At 69.9% G+C, this 16,824-nt stretch carries 17 protein-coding genes; 14 read left to right on the forward strand and 3 right to left on the reverse strand.

Annotation, left to right across the window (positions count from 1 at the left end; genetic code table 11):
• Positions 1-137: 137 nt before the first annotated feature.
• Positions 138-1,652: a globin-coupled sensor protein gene (locus CS1GBM4_RS10365; protein ID WP_186418620.1), complete on the forward strand. Its 1,515-nt coding sequence runs from the start codon at positions 138-140 to the stop codon at positions 1,650-1,652.
• 40 nt (positions 1,653-1,692) lie between these two features.
• Here the strand turns inward: CS1GBM4_RS10365 and CS1GBM4_RS10370 are convergent, their stop codons facing one another.
• The gene (locus CS1GBM4_RS10370; protein ID WP_186418621.1) at positions 1,693-1,914 is read right to left on the reverse strand and encodes a DUF1674 domain-containing protein; all 222 of its coding nucleotides are present in this window, start codon (positions 1,912-1,914) and stop codon (positions 1,693-1,695) included.
• Between the two features lie 107 nt (positions 1,915-2,021).
• Here CS1GBM4_RS10370 and htpX point away from each other — a divergent pair, with 107 nt between their 5' ends.
• From htpX to CS1GBM4_RS10400, 6 genes are all read left to right on the forward strand, one after another.
• Entirely contained in the window at positions 2,022-2,948 is a 927-nt protein-coding gene (gene htpX / locus CS1GBM4_RS10375) for a zinc metalloprotease HtpX (protein ID WP_186418622.1), read from the forward strand.
• Position 2,949: 1 nt separating this feature from the next.
• Positions 2,950-4,278, forward strand: a complete 1,329-nt coding sequence (locus tag CS1GBM4_RS10380; protein WP_186418623.1) for an RsmB/NOP family class I SAM-dependent RNA methyltransferase — start codon at positions 2,950-2,952, stop codon at positions 4,276-4,278.
• A gap of 58 nt (positions 4,279-4,336) precedes the next feature.
• Positions 4,337-6,082: a heparinase II/III family protein gene (locus CS1GBM4_RS10385; protein WP_186418624.1), complete on the forward strand. Its 1,746-nt coding sequence runs from the start codon at positions 4,337-4,339 to the stop codon at positions 6,080-6,082.
• Positions 6,083-6,195: 113 nt separating this feature from the next.
• Positions 6,196-7,788 carry a bifunctional phosphoribosylaminoimidazolecarboxamide formyltransferase/IMP cyclohydrolase gene (gene purH / locus CS1GBM4_RS10390; RefSeq protein WP_186418625.1) on the forward strand — a complete coding sequence of 531 codons (1,593 nt, stop codon included), beginning with the start codon at positions 6,196-6,198 and terminating at the stop codon, positions 7,786-7,788.
• Between the two features lie 16 nt (positions 7,789-7,804).
• Positions 7,805-8,083 (forward strand): hypothetical protein, encoded by a 279-nt coding sequence (locus CS1GBM4_RS10395; protein ID WP_186418626.1) that lies wholly within the window; start codon positions 7,805-7,807, stop codon positions 8,081-8,083.
• Positions 8,080-8,562 (forward strand): YbaK/EbsC family protein, encoded by a 483-nt coding sequence (locus tag CS1GBM4_RS10400; RefSeq protein ID WP_186418627.1) that lies wholly within the window; start codon positions 8,080-8,082, stop codon positions 8,560-8,562. Before CS1GBM4_RS10395 ends, CS1GBM4_RS10400 begins: the two co-directional genes overlap by 4 nt.
• 27 nt (positions 8,563-8,589) lie before the next feature.
• Here CS1GBM4_RS10400 and CS1GBM4_RS10405 read toward each other — a convergent pair whose 3' ends face one another.
• Together CS1GBM4_RS10405 and CS1GBM4_RS10410 are read right to left on the reverse strand one after the other, a co-directional pair.
• A complete protein-coding gene (locus CS1GBM4_RS10405) occupies positions 8,590-9,393 on the reverse strand; it encodes a DUF72 domain-containing protein (protein WP_186418628.1) in 804 nt (267 codons plus the stop codon).
• Positions 9,394-9,492: 99 nt separating this feature from the next.
• Positions 9,493-10,440 (reverse strand): LysR substrate-binding domain-containing protein, encoded by a 948-nt coding sequence (locus CS1GBM4_RS10410; protein ID WP_186418629.1) that lies wholly within the window; start codon positions 10,438-10,440, stop codon positions 9,493-9,495.
• Positions 10,441-10,558: 118 nt separating this feature from the next.
• Between CS1GBM4_RS10410 and CS1GBM4_RS10415 the strand changes: the two genes are divergently transcribed.
• The 7 genes from CS1GBM4_RS10415 to CS1GBM4_RS10445 form a co-directional block, all read left to right on the forward strand.
• Complete coding sequence (locus tag CS1GBM4_RS10415; RefSeq protein WP_186418630.1) at positions 10,559-11,593, forward strand: ABC transporter substrate-binding protein; 1,035 nt, start codon at positions 10,559-10,561, stop codon at positions 11,591-11,593.
• 26 nt (positions 11,594-11,619) lie between these two features.
• Positions 11,620-12,663, forward strand: coding sequence for an ABC transporter ATP-binding protein (locus CS1GBM4_RS10420; RefSeq protein ID WP_186418631.1), 1,044 nt, complete (start codon positions 11,620-11,622; stop codon positions 12,661-12,663).
• Positions 12,660-13,526: an ABC transporter permease gene (locus CS1GBM4_RS10425; RefSeq protein ID WP_186418632.1), complete on the forward strand. Its 867-nt coding sequence runs from the start codon at positions 12,660-12,662 to the stop codon at positions 13,524-13,526. The genes CS1GBM4_RS10420 and CS1GBM4_RS10425 overlap by 4 nt, the downstream gene beginning before the upstream one ends.
• Positions 13,523-14,323, forward strand: a complete 801-nt coding sequence (locus CS1GBM4_RS10430) for an ABC transporter permease (protein WP_186418633.1) — start codon at positions 13,523-13,525, stop codon at positions 14,321-14,323. The genes CS1GBM4_RS10425 and CS1GBM4_RS10430 overlap by 4 nt, the downstream gene beginning before the upstream one ends.
• A gap of 4 nt (positions 14,324-14,327) precedes the next feature.
• Positions 14,328-15,458 carry an FAD-dependent oxidoreductase gene (locus tag CS1GBM4_RS10435; RefSeq protein WP_186418634.1) on the forward strand — a complete coding sequence of 377 codons (1,131 nt, stop codon included), beginning with the start codon at positions 14,328-14,330 and terminating at the stop codon, positions 15,456-15,458.
• Complete coding sequence (locus tag CS1GBM4_RS10440) at positions 15,439-15,744, forward strand: (2Fe-2S)-binding protein (protein ID WP_186418635.1); 306 nt, start codon at positions 15,439-15,441, stop codon at positions 15,742-15,744. The genes CS1GBM4_RS10435 and CS1GBM4_RS10440 overlap by 20 nt, the downstream gene beginning before the upstream one ends.
• Positions 15,744-16,824, forward strand: a 1,081-nt coding sequence (locus tag CS1GBM4_RS10445) for an FAD-dependent oxidoreductase (protein WP_186418636.1), incomplete at its 3' end; no start/stop codon positions are given. The genes CS1GBM4_RS10440 and CS1GBM4_RS10445, both read left to right, overlap by 1 nt.

The following is a 16,824-nucleotide window of genomic DNA, read 5'->3' on the forward strand; positions in this document are numbered from 1 at the left end:
CCGGTTTAACAGGCGCTAATCTACGCGCAAAGCGTGTATTAGTTCAGCTAAACAACTGTTTGCTGTTTTTTAACGATACTTTGTTGTCATTCTGAGGTGGCCCGGTCGTGCCACATCAGTACGAAGGGGCAAATGTCATGTCGTCAGCGGATCAGCTCGATCGGCGGCTCGGTTTCATGCAACTCGATGGCGAGGCGCGAGGGCGCATCGCCGGTCTGGAGCAGACCATCCTGCAGGCGCTGCCCCGCGCCCTCGAGGCCTTCTACGCCCAAATCCAGGCTTTCCCCGAGACCAGGGCGTTCTTCAGCAGCCCCGCCCATATGGAGGGCGCCAAGAACCGCCAGCTTTCGCACTGGAACCGGATCGCCAAGGCCCAGTTCGATGCGGACTATGTCGATGCCGTCACCGCCGTGGGTCATGTCCACGCCCGCATCGGGCTGGAGCCGCGCTGGTATATCGGCGGCTACGCGCTGCTGCTGGAGAAGCTGCTCGCAAAGGTGCTCGAGGAGCGCTGGCCGAAGAGCCGTTTCGGCGCGAAGCTGCCCGGCGCGGCCGAGCGGAGCGCCGAGATCGGCGCCATCGTCAAGGCGACCCTGCTCGACATGGACTACGCCATCTCGGTCTATCTCGAAGCCTCGGAAGCGGCACGCGCGAAGGCCCAGGCCGAAATCCGCGCCACCGAGGAAGCCAAGGCCCGCGAGCGCGACAAGGCGATCGGCTATGTCAGCGCCGGAATGGCGGCGCTGGCGCGCGGCGATCTGACCTATCGCATGGCCGACGACATCCCGGCCGAGTACACCAGCATCCGCGATCACTTCAACGACGCCATGGACAAGCTCGGCGAGATGGTCGCGAGCATCAAGACCAGCTCGGCCGCCATCGCCGCCGCCTCTCAGGAGATCAACAGCGGCGCCAACGACCTGTCCATGCGCACCGAGCAGCAGGCCTCCGCCCTGCAGGAGACGGCCGCGACGACCGAGGAGCTCACCGCCTCGGTCAAGACCTCGGCCCAGTCCTCGCGCCAATCGGTGACGCTGGCGGACAACGCCTCCGCCGTGGCGCGCACCGGCGGCGAAATCGTCAAGGAGGCGATCGAGGCGATGGAACGCATCGAGGGCGCTTCCAAGAAGATCTCCGAGATCACCAGCGTGATCGACGGCATCGCCTTCCAGACCAATCTGCTCGCGCTCAACGCCGCGGTCGAGGCCGCCCGGGCCGGCGATGCCGGGCGCGGCTTCGCCGTCGTCGCCGCCGAGGTCAGGGCGCTGGCCCAGCGCTCGGCCGAGGCGGCCAAGGACATCACCGGGCTGATCGGCTCGTCCGATGCCGAGGTGGTCGAGGGCGTGCGCCTCGTCCGTCAGGCGGGAGAGACGCTGGAGAAGATCGTCGAGGCCTCGATGCAGGTCTCAGCCACCGTCAACGAGATCGCCGCTGCCGCGGGCGAGCAGGCCAACGGCATCGACGAGATGGCGCGCACCGTGAGCCATATGGACGAGATGACGCAGAGCAACGCCGCCCTGGCCGAGGAGAGCGCCGCCTCCGCCCGCGCCCTGCTGGATCAGATCGAGCGCCTGAACCGCTTCGTCGGCACCTTCCGCACCACCCAGGGGGAGGCGGCGCCGAACCCGGCCCGGCGCGCCCGGGCCGCCTGAGCACGCGCCTGCCCCGCCGCCGACGACGCCGCGGCCCGGTTCAGAAGTCGCTGGCGATGCCCTTCACTTCCCAGTCGTCATAGCGCACCGGCTCCAGCCCGCCGCGCCCGTCGATCTCCTTCTCCCGCCCGAGCTCGGCCGCCTTGGCGTCGAGCGCGGCGCGGCGCGCCTGCGCTTCGGCGAGCGCGCGCCGGGCCGCCGGCGAAAGCGTCTTGCCGGGCGCCGCCGTCGCATTGTCGTCGGTCTTCGTCGGCGCGGTCATGATCGGCCATTCTCTTGCAGGATCGGCATCGTCCCCACCACATAGGGACGAAACGCGCATCCGGCGAGAGGCTCGACGCCGGAACGCGACGACGCGAGGGGTTTGCGATGAACTATGTCCGCACCGGCATGCTGATGGCCGCGCTCACCGCGCTGTTCGGCGTGGTCGGCTACCTGCTCGCCGGCAGCGGCGGCATGCTGATCGCGCTCGGCATCGCGGTCGCGACCAATCTGTTCAGCTACTGGAATTCCGACCGGCTGGCGCTCGCCGCCTACAATGCGCACCAGGTCGACGAACGCTCCGCGCCCGAGCTGTACCGGATGGTGCGCGACCTCGCCCAGCGCGCGAACCTGCCGATGCCGCGCGTCTACCTCATCGACGAGGACCAGCCGAACGCCTTCGCCACCGGCCGCAATCCGCAGAACGCCGCCGTGGCCGCGACCACCGGCATCATCCGCACGCTGTCCCATGACGAGCTCGCCGGCGTGATGGCGCACGAGCTCGCCCATATCAGGAATCACGACACGCTGACCATGACGATCACCGCGACGATGGCCGGCGCGATCTCGACCATCGCCTCCTTCGGCATGTTCTTCGGCGGCGGCAACAGCGAGCACCGGCCGAACGTCGTCGTGCAGATCCTGATCGCCATCCTCGCCCCGCTGGCGGCGACGATCATCCAGATGGCCGTCTCGCGCTCGCGCGAATACGAGGCCGACCGCCTCGGAGGCGAGATCTGCGGCAACCCGGCGGCGCTCGCCGACGCGCTCGCCAAGATCGCCGGAGGCGTCGCCCATATCCCGAACGAGACGGCGGAGGCGAAGCCTGCTACGGCGCATATGTTCATCGTTAACCCGCTCTCCGGCCGCGGCATGGATTCGCTGTTCTCGACGCACCCCGACACCGGCAACCGCATCGCCGCGCTGATGGAGCAGGCGCGCGCCATGGGCCTCGCCGGCGCTCGCGGCAGCTTCCTCGGCGGCGCGGCCCGCAACCCGTTCGCCGGCGGGCGCGAACCCGGGCCCTGGGGCTGAGATGGCAGAGGTGCAAAGCCAGTCCTTTGGCGACGATGTTCCTGGTCTCGCCGCGCGCCGTCTCGCCGCGACGCTGATCGACGAGGTGCTGCGCGCCGGTACCGCGCTGGACGAGACCTTCGAGCGCTTGGCTGTTACGGCAGGGCTGGAGCCGGCCGATGCCGGGCTGGCGCGTGCGATCGCGACCGTCGCCTTCCGCCGCCTCGGCACGATCCGCGCGGTGATCGACGCACGGCTGGAGCGCGGCAGCCCGCGCAAGTCCGGCCCGTTCGAGCCGATCATGGTTGCTGCGGCGGCGCAATTGCTCTTCCTCGACGTGCCCGATCACGCGGCGGTCGATCTCGCCATCCGCCAATTGCACGAGGATGCCCGCTCGGCCCGTTACACCTCGCTCGCCAATGCAGTGCTGCGGCGCCTGGCGCGCGAGCGCGAGGCGATCCTCGCCGAGCTCGATCCGCTGACCGATACGCCGGATTGGCTGCGCGAGAGCTGGACGCGGACCTATGGCGCCGATGTAGCCACGGCGATTGCAGCCGCCCATGCCGAGGAGCCACCGCTCGACCTGACCGTCAAATCCGACGCGGCCGGCTGGGCCGCCAAACTCGACGGCATCGTCCTGCCGACCGGCTCGGTGCGCCTGCGCGGGCGCGAGGCCATTACCGCCCTGCCCGGCTTCGCCGACGGGCAATGGTGGGTGCAGGACGCCGCCGCCGCCCTTCCCGCCCGGCTCCTCAACGTCCGGCCCGGCGAGCGCGTCGCCGATCTCTGCGCCGCGCCCGGCGGCAAGACCGTCCAGCTCGCACAGGCGGGTGCTGAGGTCGTCGCGGTCGACCGTTCCGGCCCGCGCCTGCGCCGGCTGAAGGCCAATCTCGAACGGCTCGGGCTGAGCGCTGAGGTCGTCACCGCCGATGTCGCAGCCTTCGAGGCCGAGCCCTTCGACGCCGTGCTGCTCGACGCGCCCTGCAGCGCCACCGGCACGATCAGGCGCCACCCGGAGGTCGCCTGGACGAAGACGCCGCAGGACATCGCCAAGCTCGCCGCACTGCAGGCGCGCCTGCTCGACCGGGCGGCGCAACTCACCCGGCCGGGCGGGCGCCTCGTCTACTGCACCTGCTCGCTCGAACGGGAGGAGGGCGAGGCGCAGATCGAAGCCGCCCTCGCCCGCACGCCCGGCCTCGCGCGCGACCCGATCGGGCCCGCGGAGATCGGCCTGGCCGAGGCCCTGACGCCGCTGGGCGAATTGCGGACGCTGCCGCACCAGCTCGCCGGCGAGACGCCGCGGCTATCGGGATGGGCGGGATTTTACGCTTGTCGGCTGATCAGGCTATGAGTCGGGCGGGATTCGCCTCGACGGAGGGGCGGACGAGACGGCGGGGCAGCAGGATTCGTTGAGCGGCTGGTCGGAGCGCAGGGGTCTGGCACGGGCAGCCATCGGCAGGGCGGCGCGGCGCACGCGCGGCCAGATCGCCGGAGCAAAGCGGGCGCTCTGGCCGTTCGGCCGGCTGCGCACCGGCCGGCTGCTCTTCGCCCCGCATGATCTGCGCACGGCCGACCCGACCACGGCGAGCGACATCTACGCCGGTTATTTCGCCCTGGCCGGCCGCACCGCGAACTGCCACGGCGAATCGCCCTTCCTGATCGAGCCGCCGAGCGAGGCCTGGGCCGAGGCGCTGCACGGCTTCGTCTGGCTGCGGCATCTGCGCGCCGCCGACACGGCGATCGCGCGCGCCAATGCCCGCGCGCTCGTCGACGAGTTCATCGCCCGCCGGCACGACCGCGACGAGATCGCCCGCCGCCCGGCCGTGATCGCCCGGCGGCTGATGTCGTTCCTGTCGCATTCGCCGCTCCTGCTCGAAGGCGCCGATCACGCCTTCTACGAGCGCTTCATCCGCCATGTCGCGCAGACGACGGAGCGCCTCCAGCTCGCGCTCGCCGGAGCGGTCGAGGGCGCGGCGCGGCTGCAATGCCTGATCGCGATCTGCTTCGCCGCCGTCTGCCTCGACGGCCAGGAACGGCGCCTGCGCCGCTACGAGACGAGCCTCTCCGACGAGCTGGAGCAGCAGATCCTGCCGGATGGCGGCCATCTCAGCCGCAATCCCCGCATCATCATCGAATTGCTGCTCGACCTCCTGCCGCTGCGCGAGACCTTCTCGGCGCGCGGGCTGGAGACGCCGCGCAGCATCATCATGGCGATCGACCGGATGATGCCGCATCTCAAGCTGTTCCGGCATGGCGACGGCGCGCTCGCTTTGTTCAACGGCATGGGTGCGACGCCGCCCGACCTGATGGCGACGCTGGCGGCCTATGACGATGTCCGCGCCCGGCCGATCGAGCACGCCGCCTATTCCGGCTATGACCGGCTCTCTGCCGGAACCAGCATCGTCGTGGTCGAGGCCGGGCCGCCTCCGCCCGGCGCGAATTCGATCGAGGCCCATGCCGGCTGTCTCTCCTTCGAACTGTCGACCGGCTCGCAGCGCATCGTGGTCAATTGCGGCGCCAGCCGCTTCGGCTCGCCCGAGCTCAAGCTGGCGGCGCGCGCGACCGCCGCCCATTCGACGGTCACGCTGCACGATCGCTCGAGCGCCGTCTTCGGGCTGGTTCTCGGCGAGAGGCGGATCACGGCGGGGCCGGCCGATGTCCGCGTCGCGCGCCAGGACGGCGAGGACGGGCATGAATGGGTCGGCAGCCATGACGGCTACCGGCGTGCCTTCGGCACCATCCACACCCGCCGCCTGCTGCTGGCCCGCAGCGGCAGCCAGCTCACCGGCGAGGATGCCTTCAGCCCGCCCGCCGCGCTGGCGAGCCTGCCGGCGGCCGCGCGCTTCCATCTGCATCCCAACGTCCGGCCCAGCCTGATCCGCGACGGCGAGGGCGCGCTCCTGGCGCTGCCTTCGGGCGAGATCTGGGCTTTCGAGGCCTCGGGCCTGCGCGTCGGGCTGGAGGAGAGCATCTTCTTCGCCGCTGCCGACGGCCGCCACAAGACCGCGCAGCTCGTCGTCGAATTCGACGCTGTGGCGACGCCGCAGATCGTCTGGCGGTTCGCCCGTCTCGGAACGCCCGCGCAGCGCCCTGCCGCCGGCGCCGGGACGATCCGCCCGGACCAGGCCGAAGCCGAGCCCGATCCGCCGCTCTGACCTCCTGCAGCACGGGGCGCAGCGCCTTGTGCTTTGCAGCAAAGCCCGGGCGTGATAGGGCGCGCGCGAGCATTCCGCGCCTCGCGCCCATCAACCCGGGACCCAGCCCTCTCATGCCGAATGAACTCCGCCGCGTCGAACGCGCGCTGCTTTCCGTTTCCGACAAGACCGGGCTGATCGACTTCGCCCGCGCCCTCTCCCGCATGGGCATCGCCCTGGTCTCGACCGGCGGCACCGCCAAGGCGATCGCCGAGGCCGGCCTCGCCGTCACCGACGTCTCCGACCTGACCGGCTTCCCCGAGATGATGGATGGCCGCGTCAAGACGCTGCATCCCAAGGTCCATGGCGGCCTGCTCGCCATCCGCTCGCATCCTGAGCACCAGGCCTCGATGCTCGGCCACGGCATCGCCCCGATCGACCTGCTCGTCGTCAACCTCTACCCGTTCGAGGCGACGGTCGCCGCCGGCAAGCCCTATGAGGACTGCATCGAGAACATCGATATCGGCGGTCCGGCGATGATCCGTGCCGCCGCCAAGAACCACAACGACGTCGCCGTCGTGGTCGAGGCATCCGACTACGCCGCCGTGCTGGCCGATCTCGAGGCGCACAAGGGCGCGACCACGCTGAGCCTGCGCCGCAAGCTGGCGCAGAAGGCCTATGCGCGCACCGCCGCCTATGACGCCGCGATCTCGAACTGGTTCGCGAACGAGCTCGGCGATACCTCGCCGGCCTTCCGCGCGCTCGGCGGCAACCTCGCCGAGACCATGCGCTACGGCGAGAACCCGCATCAATGGGCCGCTTTCTACCGCACGCCCGAGCAGCGCCCCGGCGTCGCCACCGCCCGCCAGGTCCAGGGCAAGCAGCTCTCCTACAACAACATCAACGACACTGACGCGGCCTTCGAATGCGTCGCCGAGTTCGATCCCGCCCGGGCCGCCGCCTGCGTCATCGTCAAGCATGCCAATCCCTGCGGCGTCGCCGAAGGCGGCTCGCTGCGCGAAGCTTATGAACGGGCCCTCGCCTGCGACCCCGTCTCGGCCTTCGGCGGCATCGTCGCGCTGAACCGCAAGCTCGATGCCGAAGCGGCGAAGAAGATCGTCGAGATCTTCACCGAGGTGATCATCGCCCCCGAGGCCGACGAGGAGGCCATCGCGCTCGTCGCCGCCAAGAAGAACCTGCGCCTGCTGTTGACCGGCGGCCTGCCGGACGTCCGCAAACCCGGCCTGTCGCTGCGCACCGTCGCCGGCGGCTTCCTGGCGCAGGCGCGCGACAACGCCGTCGTCGATGACATGGACCTCAGGGTCGTGACCCGGCGCCAGCCGAGCCCGGCCGAGCTCGCCGATCTGCGCTTCGCCTTCCGCGTCGCCAAGCACGTCAAGTCGAACGCCATCGTCTATGCGAAGGACCTCGCCACCGTCGGCATCGGCGCCGGCCAGATGAGCCGCGTCGATTCCTCGCGCATCGCCGCCTGGAAGGCGGGCGAGGCGGCCAAGGCCGCCGGCATGCCCGAGAGCCTGGCCAAGGGTTCGGTCGTCGCCTCCGACGCCTTCTTCCCCTTCGCCGACGGCCTGCTCGCCGCCGCCGAGGCCGGCGCCACCGCCGTGATCCAGCCCGGCGGCTCGATGCGCGACGACGAGGTGGTCAAGGCGGCCGACGAGGCCGGCCTCGCCATGGTCTTCACCGGCCATCGCCATTTCCGGCACTGAGCGGGGAGACGCCGGCATGCACACCGTCAAGGTCATCGCCGCCGGCTTCGCCCTGCTCGGCGTGCTGCTCCTGATCGCGCCGCGGCTCGACACAAGCGGGCGTCATCCGATCGTCCTCGCGATGAAGCTGTTCATCCCGCTCTGGTTCGCCGTCTCGGTGATCAACCTGATCGTCGGCATCACCCGGGCCGGCTACGGCTTCCTGGAGGAGGTCCCGATCCTGCTCCTCGTCTTCGGCCTGCCGGCACTGGTGGCATCCCTGATCTGGTGGCGTTTCGGAAGGAATGTGCCGTGAGTCTCGAATCCGTCCGCGCCTTCTTCGCGCAGCACGCGCCCGACATCGAGGTCGAGCTCACCGAAGGCAGCAGCGCCACGGTCCAGCTCGCGGCCGAAGCCTTCGGGGTCGAACCGGCCCGCATCGCCAAGACGCTGTCGCTGCGGCTGGGCGAGCGCGTCGTCCTGCTCGTCGCCCGCGGCGATGCGCGTCTCGACAACCGGAAGACCAAGGCCGCGTTCGGCTTCAAGCCGCGCATGCTCGCGGCGGACGAGGTCGCCGCGATCACCGGCCATCCGGTCGGAGGCGTCTGCCCGTTCGGGTTGGCGGAGCCGCTGCCGGTCTATTGCGACGTCTCGCTCAAGACCTTCGACACGGTCCTGCCGGCAGCCGGCTCGACCCGCAGCATGGTCCGCATCAGCCCGGAGCGCATGGCCGCGCTCACCGGCGCAGAATGGGTCGACGTCTGCCAGGACCCCGCCGTCCAGGCCGCGGAATGACGCGACCGGCCGTGCCGACGATCGCCGTCAGGCGCGGACACGCTCGATCAGCGCCATGGCGGCGGCCGGATTGCGGACCTTGTCGCCGCTGATGACATAGAGGAAGACATCGCGCGGCGACCGGCGCGCGGCGGGCGCGACGCGTTCGAGATCCTCCGGCGTGCCGCCATCGGCCCAGTCCCTCGCGCGGCGGGCCCAGGCGTCGAGCTGCTGTGCCGGATAGCCCTCAGGCTCCGACTCCGTCGTGCCCATGATCCGCGCATAGACGAACGGCGCCGTCACGTCGGCGATCTGGGGGAAATCGGCATCGCCGGCAGTGATCACCGCGACGCCGTACTCCCGGAGGAGCGCCACGAAGTCGGGCGAGCGGAAGCTCGGATGGCGCACCTCGACGGCATGGCGCAAAGCGATGCCGTCGACCTCCTTCGGCAGCAGCTTCAGGAACGCCTCGAAATCCGCGGGATCGAAGGCCTTGGTCGCCATGAACTGCCAGTTGATCGGGCCGAGCTTCTCCTTGAGCTCGCTGATCCCCGAGGTCACGAACTTCTCGACGGAGGGGCCGGCCTCGGCCAGAACCCGGCGGTTGGTGCAGAAGCGCGAGCCCTTGAGCGCGAAGACGAAGCCGTCCGGCGTCTCGGCTCGCCATCGGGCGAAGCTCTCCGGCTTCTGCGAGCCGTAATAGGTGCCGTTGATCTCGATCGAGGTCAGCTTGCTCGCGGCATATTCGAGTTCGCGCTTCTGCGAGAGCTTGTCCGGATAAAACACGCCGCGCCAGGGCTCGAACACCCAGCCGCCGATGCCGATATGGATCCCGCCTGCCGCCTTGCTCATCGTCGTCATCCTCCGTGTCGAGCCGCCCGGCTCGTCGCTTCCCTTCGTTGTAAACGCCGGTGCCGACGCGAAGCGGCAGCATATCGAAGAGGCTCCCGATCAGGCGATCCGACCCGAATCTCCTGCCGAGGGGCCGAGGACGGGCGCAGCGCCCTCGCGCGCCCGCTCCGCCACGGCGGCACGCACTTCGCCGACGAAATCGAGCGCAAGGGCGGACCTGAACCGGCCGCTCGCCCAGACGACCCCGACATCATAGAGCACCGCGGGCCTGAACGGCCGCACCACGATGCCGCGCCCGCCGAACTCGAAGGCCGTGAACGCGTCGACGATCGCCACGCCCGCCCCGGCGGCGACGAGGCCGCAGGCGATCATGGACAGCGGCGTTTCCACGCGCGTCTGGCGCGTGATGCCGGCCGCCGAGAAGATCGCATCGATGCGGTACCGCATCGGCGTGGTCTGCTCCAGCGAGACGAAGGGCTCTCCGATGAAGTCCGGCGGCTCGAGCACCGGTTTTCGCGCCAGCCGATGGCCCTCGGGCAGGACCGCGACGCCGGCCACCGGCGTCATCAGCTCCACTTCGATATTGGGAAAGTCGAGCGGCCCCTGGGCGAAGCCGACATCGCAGAAGCCGCTCGCCACCCATTCGACCACCTGCGAGGAGATGCTGCCGTAGACCGCCGCTTCCAGGCCCGGCCTGTCGAGCATGAACCGCCCGACGATGCGCGGCAGGAAGCCGACATTGAACGTCGGCAGCGCCGCGATCCGCAGGCGCCCGGACTGGCCCTCCCGCAGGCTTTTCGCGGCCCGCTCGATGCGCTCCAGCCCGACGAACTGCCGTTCGACCTCGCGATAGAGCGACAGCGCCTCATTGGTCGGCATCAGCCGCGTGCCGCGCTTCGCGAACAGCTTCAGGCCGAGCGCATATTGCAGGTCGTGGATCAGCCGCGTCACCGCCGGCTGGCTGATGTGCAGCGCGTGAGCGGCCGCCGTCACCCCGCCGGTGACGATCACAGCGCGGAAGGCCTCGATCTGGCGCGGATTCAGCATGCTCCGGCCTCCGTCCAATCCATAACATTCCGGTATGAATCGCGCGATTCATTCGATTTGACCAGCTCGAAACTGTCGAAGACGCTGGCCCATCACTCGAAAACGAGGAGGGGAAGCCATGAAACTCGCCATCACATTTGCGCTTGCCGCCGGTACGGCACTCGCTGGCTCGGCTGCGTTCGCCCAGCAGAAGACGCTCTATGTCGCCGGCTATGGCGGCTCCTACGAGCAGACGATGCGCAAGGATGTCATCCCCGGCTTCGAGAAGCAGGCGAACGTCAGGATCGAATATGTCGCCGGCAATTCGACCGACACCCTCGCCAAGCTGCAGGCGCAGAAGGGCAACCAGCAGATCGACGTCATCATCGTCGACGACGGCCCGGCCTATCAGGCGGTCTCGCTCGGCTTCTGCGGGACGCTGACCGACGCCCCGATCTATGCCGACCTCGCCCCGGTGATGAAGTTCAAGTCGAACAGGGCCGTGGGTCTGGGCATGGTCGCGACGGGCCTGTTCTACAACAGGAAGGTCTTCGCCGAGAACAACTGGCCGGCGCCGACCTCCTGGGCCGATCTCAAGGATGCGAAGTTCCGCAAGAAGCTCGTGGTCCCCCCGATCAACAACACCTATGGCCTGCACGCGCTGGTCGCCTTCGCGCAGCTCGGCGGCGGCGGGGAGGCGAAGATCGAGCCCGGCTTCAGGACGATCAAGGACGAGATCAACCCCAACGTCCTCGCCTACGAGCCCTCGCCGGCGAAGATGACCGAGCTGTTCCAGAACGGCCAGGCGGTGATCGGCGTCTGGGGCTCCGGCCGCGTCAAGGCCTTCGCCGACACCGGCTTCCCGGCCGAGTTCGTCTATCCGAAGGAAGGCGGCTATGCGCTCGGCATCGCCGGCTGCCCGGTCGAGGGTTCGAAGAACGCGGCCGAGGCCAATGCCTTCCTGCAATACATGCTCTCTCCGCCGGTGCAGGTCGCCCTGGCGGTCGGCGGCGGCTCCGGCCCGGCCAATATGAAGGTCGTGCTGACGCCCGAGCAGCAGAAGGGCCTGCCCTATGGCGAGCAGGTCAAGGCGCTGAAGGCGATCGACTGGGATGTCGCCAACGACAAGCGCGAGGAATGGACGCGGCGCTGGAACCGCGAGATCGAGCGCTGAGCGCGCGCCTCGGCGGACCTCATCCGATGTCGCATCTCGTCCTCGAAGCGCTGGGCAAGTCCTACGGCGCCGTCGTGGCGGTGGAGGGGCTCGACCTCGCCGTCGAACGCGGGGAGTTCGTCTCCCTGCTCGGCCCCTCCGGCTGCGGCAAGACCACGACGCTGCAGATGATCGCCGGCTTCGTGCCGCTCGATCGCGGCCGCATCCTGCTCGACGGCGGCGACCTCGCCGCCGTCGCGCCCAACCGTCGCGGGCTCGGCATCGTCTTCCAGAGCTATGCCCTGTTCCCGCACATGACGGTGGCGGAGAACATCGCCTTCGGCCTCGAAATGCGTGGCGTCGGCAGGGCGGAACGCGAGAAGCGCACGCTCGAGGCGATGGCGCTCGTCGGTCTGAAAGGCTTCGCCGAGCGCTATCCGCGCCGCATGTCCGGGGGGCAGCAGCAGCGCGTCGCGCTGGCGCGGGCGCTGGTCATCAAGCCGGCGCTGCTGCTGCTCGACGAGCCGCTCTCCAATCTCGACGCCAAGCTGCGCGAGGAGATGCAGGGCGAGTTGCGCCAGATCCAGCGCTCGGTCGGCACCACCACGATCCTCGTCACCCATGACCAGCACGAGGCGATGGCGCTGTCCGACCGCATCGTGCTGATGAACCAGGGCCGGGTCGAGCAGATCGGCGCGCCCGATGCGGTCTATGGCCGGCCGAGCAGCGCCTTCGTCGCCAATTTCCTCGGCAAGACCAACATGCTGAAGGGCAGCGGCGACGGGGCGGGGCGCGTCCTGATCGACGGCTTCGCCATCGCGCTGCCCGGCGCCGGCCCGGGGCCGGTGGCGCTCGCCGTCAGGCCGGAGCGCCTCGTCCTCGCCGCCCCCGGCGCTCCCGGCTTCGGCGGCCGCATCGCCGGCCGCGTCTTCCAGGGCTCCTACTGGCTGCTCACTATCGAGAGCGCCGCGGGGCCGCTCACCGTGATGCGCGGCAACGACGGAACCGCCGTTCCCGCCGAAGGCGAGGCGGTGAGCCTCTCCTTCGCGCCGGGCGACGCCGCCCTGCTCGCGGACGGGGGCGCCTCATGAGCCTCGCCGTCACCGACCGCAGCGCACCCTATTGGCTCACCGCCCCCGGCCTGCTCGTCTTCCTCGGTCTCGTCATCGTCCCGCTCGGCATGACGGCGTTGCTCTCCTTCTACGATTGGGGGCAGTACAAGGGCATCGTGCCGGCGTTCACGCTGAAGAACTGGGCCGAGATCGCGACCGATTCCTATTTCTTCGAGGTTTTCCTGCGCACCTTCCGCATCGCGATCCTGGTGACGCTCGCCACCATCCTGATCGGCGTGCCGGAGGCCTACATCCTCAACCGGATGTCGCCCGGCTGGCGCAGCGTCTGCATGCTCGTGGTCATCGGCCCGCTGCTGGTTTCGGTGGTGGCGCGCACGCTCGGCTGGGCGCTGCTGCTCGGCTCGACCGGGCTCGTCAATCAGGGCCTGATGGCGCTCGGGCTGATCGGGACGCCGCTCGAATTCATGTTCACCGAGACCGGCGTCGTCATCGCGCTCACTCACGTGCTCGTGCCGTTCATGATCCTTTCGGTCTGGGCCTCGCTGCAGCGGCTCGACCCACAGATCGAGAATGCGGCGATGTCGCTCGGCGCCGGCTGGCTGACGATCTGGCGGCGCGTGATCCTGCCGCAGATCGTGCCCGGCGTGCTCTCGGGTTCGATCATCGTCTTCGCCCTGGCGGCGAGCGCCTTCGCCTCGCCGGCGATCATCGGCGGGCGACGGCTCAAGGTCGCGGCGACGCTCGCCTATGACGAGTTCCTCAACACGCTGAACTGGCCGCTCGGCGCGGCCGTCGCGACGCTGCTGCTCGTTGCGCTGGTCGCGATCATCGTCGGCTCGAACCGCCTGATCGAACGGCGTTACGCACAGGTGTTCGAATGAGACGGAACGGCCCGCTGGCGCTCGTCTTCCACGCGCTCTTCGCCATCTTCATGCTGGCGCCGCTCGCGATCGTCTGCCTCGTCGCCTTCACGCCCGAGGGCTATCTTTCGCTGCCGACCCGCGGCCCGAGCCTGCGCTGGTTCAGGGCGATCTTCGCCTATCCGGAGTTCCTGCGCGCCTTCAACACCTCGCTCTGGCTCGCCGCGCTGTCCTCGACCGTCACGGTCGCGATCGCGGTGCCGGCGGCGCTCGCCATAGCGCGCTACCGCTTCCCCGGCCGTGAGGCGATCACGGCGCTGTTCATGTCGCCGCTGATGGTCCCGCACGTCGTGCTCGGCATCGCCTTCCTGCGCTTCTTCTCGCAGATCGGCCTGTCCGGCACCTTCACCGGACTGGTGCTGAGCCATGTCATCGTCATCCTGCCCTTCGCGCTGCGGCTCGTGCTCGCCGCCTCCTATGGCATCGACCGCCGGATCGAACACGCCGCAATCTCGCTCGGCGCCGATCCGATGACGGTGTTCCGCCGGGTGACATTGCCGCTCATCCTGCCCGGCGTCGTCTCGGGCTGGCTGCTTTCGGCGATCAACTCCTTCGACGAGGTCACGATGACGGTGTTCATCGCCTCGCCCGCCACCACCACGCTCCCCGTACGGATGTTCCTCTACATCCAGGACAATATCGATCCGCTGATCGCGGCCGTTTCCGCCTGTCTCGTCGCGCTCACCGCGGCGCTGCTCTTCGCGCTCGACAGGCTCTACGGGCTCGACCGCCTCTTCGTCGGATCCGGAAAGGGCTGAACCCATGATCGGCGGCAACCGGAACGAGGGCGACGTCGCCGTCATCGGCGGCGGGGTGGTCGGCAGCGCGCTCGCGCTCGGCCTCGCCCGCGCGGGGGGGCGCGTCATCGTCCTCGACGAGGGCGACATCGCCTTCCGGGCCTCGCGCGGCAATTTCGCGCTGGTCTGGGTCCAGTCCAAGGGCCTCGGCATGCCGGAATATGCGCTCTGGACGCGTCGCTCGGCGCAGGACTGGCACGAGCTCGCCGTCCTGTTGCGCGACGAGGCCGACATCGATGTCGCCCACAGCCAGCCCGGCGGCTTCACGCCGTGCCTGTCCGAGCCCGAGCTCGACAAGCGGATCGGCGCGATGCGCCGCCTGCACAATCAGCCGGGCCTGTCCGACTTCCCCTATGAGGTGCTCGACCATGCCGAGACCAGGCGTCGCCTGCCCGAGATCGGCGAGGACGTCGTCGGCGCGCTCTACAGCCCGCTCGACGGCCATGTGAACTCGCTGAGACTGTTCCGCGCGCTGCGCGAGGCGGGCGCCCGCCGCGGCGTCGACTACCGGCCGAACCATGACGTGGAGGCGATCGCTCCCGGCGATGGCGGCTTTCGCATCCGCGGCTCCTGGGGCGAGATCGCAGCCGGCAAGCTCGTGCTCGCGGCCGGCCTCGGCAATGCCCGGCTCGCCCCGATGGTCGGACTGGAGGCGCCGGTGAAGCCGAGCAAGGGCCAGATCATCGTCACCGAGAAGACCGCGCCCTTCCTGCACAACCCGATGGTGACGATCCGCCAGACCGACGAGGGCGGCGTCATGATCGGCGACAGCCAGGAGGATCGCGGCTTCGACACGATCGTCGGACAGCCGGTGCTCTCGGTGATGGCCGAGCGCGCCGTGCGCACCTTCCCGCGCCTGGCCGGGCTCAATGTGGTGCGCAGCTGGTCGGCGCTGCGCGTGATGAGCCCGGACGGCTTCCCGATCTACGAGCAGTCGCAGAGCCATCCCGGCGCCTTCGTCGCCACCTGCCATTCCGGCGTGACGCTCGCCGCCAACCATGTCCTGACGCTCGCTCCGGCCATCCTCGCCGGCGAACTGCCCGAGGCGCTCGCGAGCTTTTCCGCACGGAGGTTCCATGTTCCGGCCAATGCGTGACGCCGAGGCGGGCGTCAGGCTCAGCTTCACCTTCGACGGCAGGCCTCTGACCGGGCGGGACGGCGATACGGTCGCCGCCTCCCTGCTGGCGAACGGCATTGCGGCCTGCCGCGAGACGCCCGTCTCCGGCGCGCCGCGCGCCCCCTATTGCATGATGGGCGTCTGCTTCGAATGCCTCGTCGTCATCGACGGCGTCGGCAACCGGCAGGGCTGCCTCGTGCCGCTGCGCGAGGGCATGCGGATCGAGACCCAGCATGGCCGGCGCCGGCCGGAGGAGGCGGCCTGATGCGCGCGATCGCCACGATCCACGACCTCGCCGAGCGCTACGATCTCGTCGTGGTCGGCGCCGGCCCCGCAGGGCTCTCCGCCGCCGCGCGCGCCGCCGAACTCGGCCTCGATGTCCTGCTCGTCGACGAGAACCCGGCGCCGGGCGGGCAGATCTACCGCTGCGTCACCACGACGCCGGTCGCCGACCGCACGGTGCTGGGCGCCGAGTACTGGCGGGGCGCGGACATCGTCGCGCGCTTCGAAGGCTCGCAGGCCGCCTATGCCGCACGCTGCACGCTCTGGTCGATCGGGCCGGACGAGGCGATGCCCGCGGGCGAGGCCTTCGAGCTCGGCCTCTCGCTCGACGGCCGCGCCCGGCTGATCGGCGCGCGGCAACTCATCCTGGCGACCGGAGCGCAGGAGCGGCCGTTTCCGATCGCCGGCTGGACCTTGCCGGGGGTGATGACGGCGGGTGCGGCGCAGATCGCGCTGAAGAGCGCCGCGATCGTTCCGGCCGGCCGCACCGTGATCGCCGGCTGCGGCCCCTTGCTCTATCTGCTGGCCGGGCAGCTCGCCGCGGCCGGAGCCGAGATCGTCGCGGTGCTCGACACCACGCCGCGCCGCAACTGGCTGAAGGCCGCGCCTGCGCTGCCTGACTTCCTGGGCTCGCCCTATCTCCTCAAGGGCCTGAAGCTGATCGCGAAGGTGCGGCGCTCCCTGCGCGTCGTCGGCGGCGTCACCGGGATCGCGGCCGAAGGCGCCGGCCGGATCGCCTCTGTCCGGTTCGAGCGCGGCGAAAGGGCCGGGACCATCGCCTGCGACACGTTGCTGCTGCACCAGGGCGTGATCCCGAGCGTGAACCTCGCCAATGCCGCCGGCTGCGCCCATGATTTCGACGAGGCGCAGCATGCCTTCGTCCCGCGCGTGGACGAATGGCTCGCCTCCTCGGTGCCGGGCATTGCCATCGCCGGTGACGGCGCCGGCATCGGCGGGGCCGAAAGCGCGGCCTTGCGCGGCGAGATCGCGGCGCTCGGCGCGGCCGGCCGGCTCGGGCGGATCGACGGCGGCGCACGCGACCGCCTGGGCGCGCCGATCCGCG

The organism is Allobosea sp. CS1GBMeth4 (genome assembly GCF_900185715.1).
Classification (GTDB): domain Bacteria; phylum Pseudomonadota; class Alphaproteobacteria; order Rhizobiales; family Beijerinckiaceae; genus Allobosea.

Coding starts and splice junctions, on each gene's coding strand:
- CS1GBM4_RS10380 (WP_186418623.1), top strand. CDS start 2,950: ATGGCAGAGGTGCAAAGCCAGTCCTTTGGCGACGATGTTCCTGGTCTC.
- CS1GBM4_RS10410 (WP_186418629.1), bottom strand. CDS start 10,440: ATGCTGAATCCGCGCCAGATCGAGGCCTTCCGCGCTGTGATCGTCACC.
- CS1GBM4_RS10440 (WP_186418635.1), top strand. CDS start 15,439: ATGTTCCGGCCAATGCGTGACGCCGAGGCGGGCGTCAGGCTCAGCTTC.
- CS1GBM4_RS10420 (WP_186418631.1), top strand. CDS start 11,620: ATGTCGCATCTCGTCCTCGAAGCGCTGGGCAAGTCCTACGGCGCCGTC.
- CS1GBM4_RS10430 (WP_186418633.1), top strand. CDS start 13,523: ATGAGACGGAACGGCCCGCTGGCGCTCGTCTTCCACGCGCTCTTCGCC.
- htpX (WP_186418622.1), top strand. CDS start 2,022: ATGAACTATGTCCGCACCGGCATGCTGATGGCCGCGCTCACCGCGCTG.
- CS1GBM4_RS10395 (WP_186418626.1), top strand. CDS start 7,805: ATGCACACCGTCAAGGTCATCGCCGCCGGCTTCGCCCTGCTCGGCGTG.
- CS1GBM4_RS10365 (WP_186418620.1), top strand. CDS start 138: ATGTCGTCAGCGGATCAGCTCGATCGGCGGCTCGGTTTCATGCAACTC.
- purH (WP_186418625.1), top strand. CDS start 6,196: ATGCCGAATGAACTCCGCCGCGTCGAACGCGCGCTGCTTTCCGTTTCC.
- CS1GBM4_RS10370 (WP_186418621.1), bottom strand. CDS start 1,914: ATGACCGCGCCGACGAAGACCGACGACAATGCGACGGCGGCGCCCGGC.
- CS1GBM4_RS10415 (WP_186418630.1), top strand. CDS start 10,559: ATGAAACTCGCCATCACATTTGCGCTTGCCGCCGGTACGGCACTCGCT.
- CS1GBM4_RS10425 (WP_186418632.1), top strand. CDS start 12,660: ATGAGCCTCGCCGTCACCGACCGCAGCGCACCCTATTGGCTCACCGCC.
- CS1GBM4_RS10435 (WP_186418634.1), top strand. CDS start 14,328: ATGATCGGCGGCAACCGGAACGAGGGCGACGTCGCCGTCATCGGCGGC.
- CS1GBM4_RS10405 (WP_186418628.1), bottom strand. CDS start 9,393: ATGAGCAAGGCGGCAGGCGGGATCCATATCGGCATCGGCGGCTGGGTG.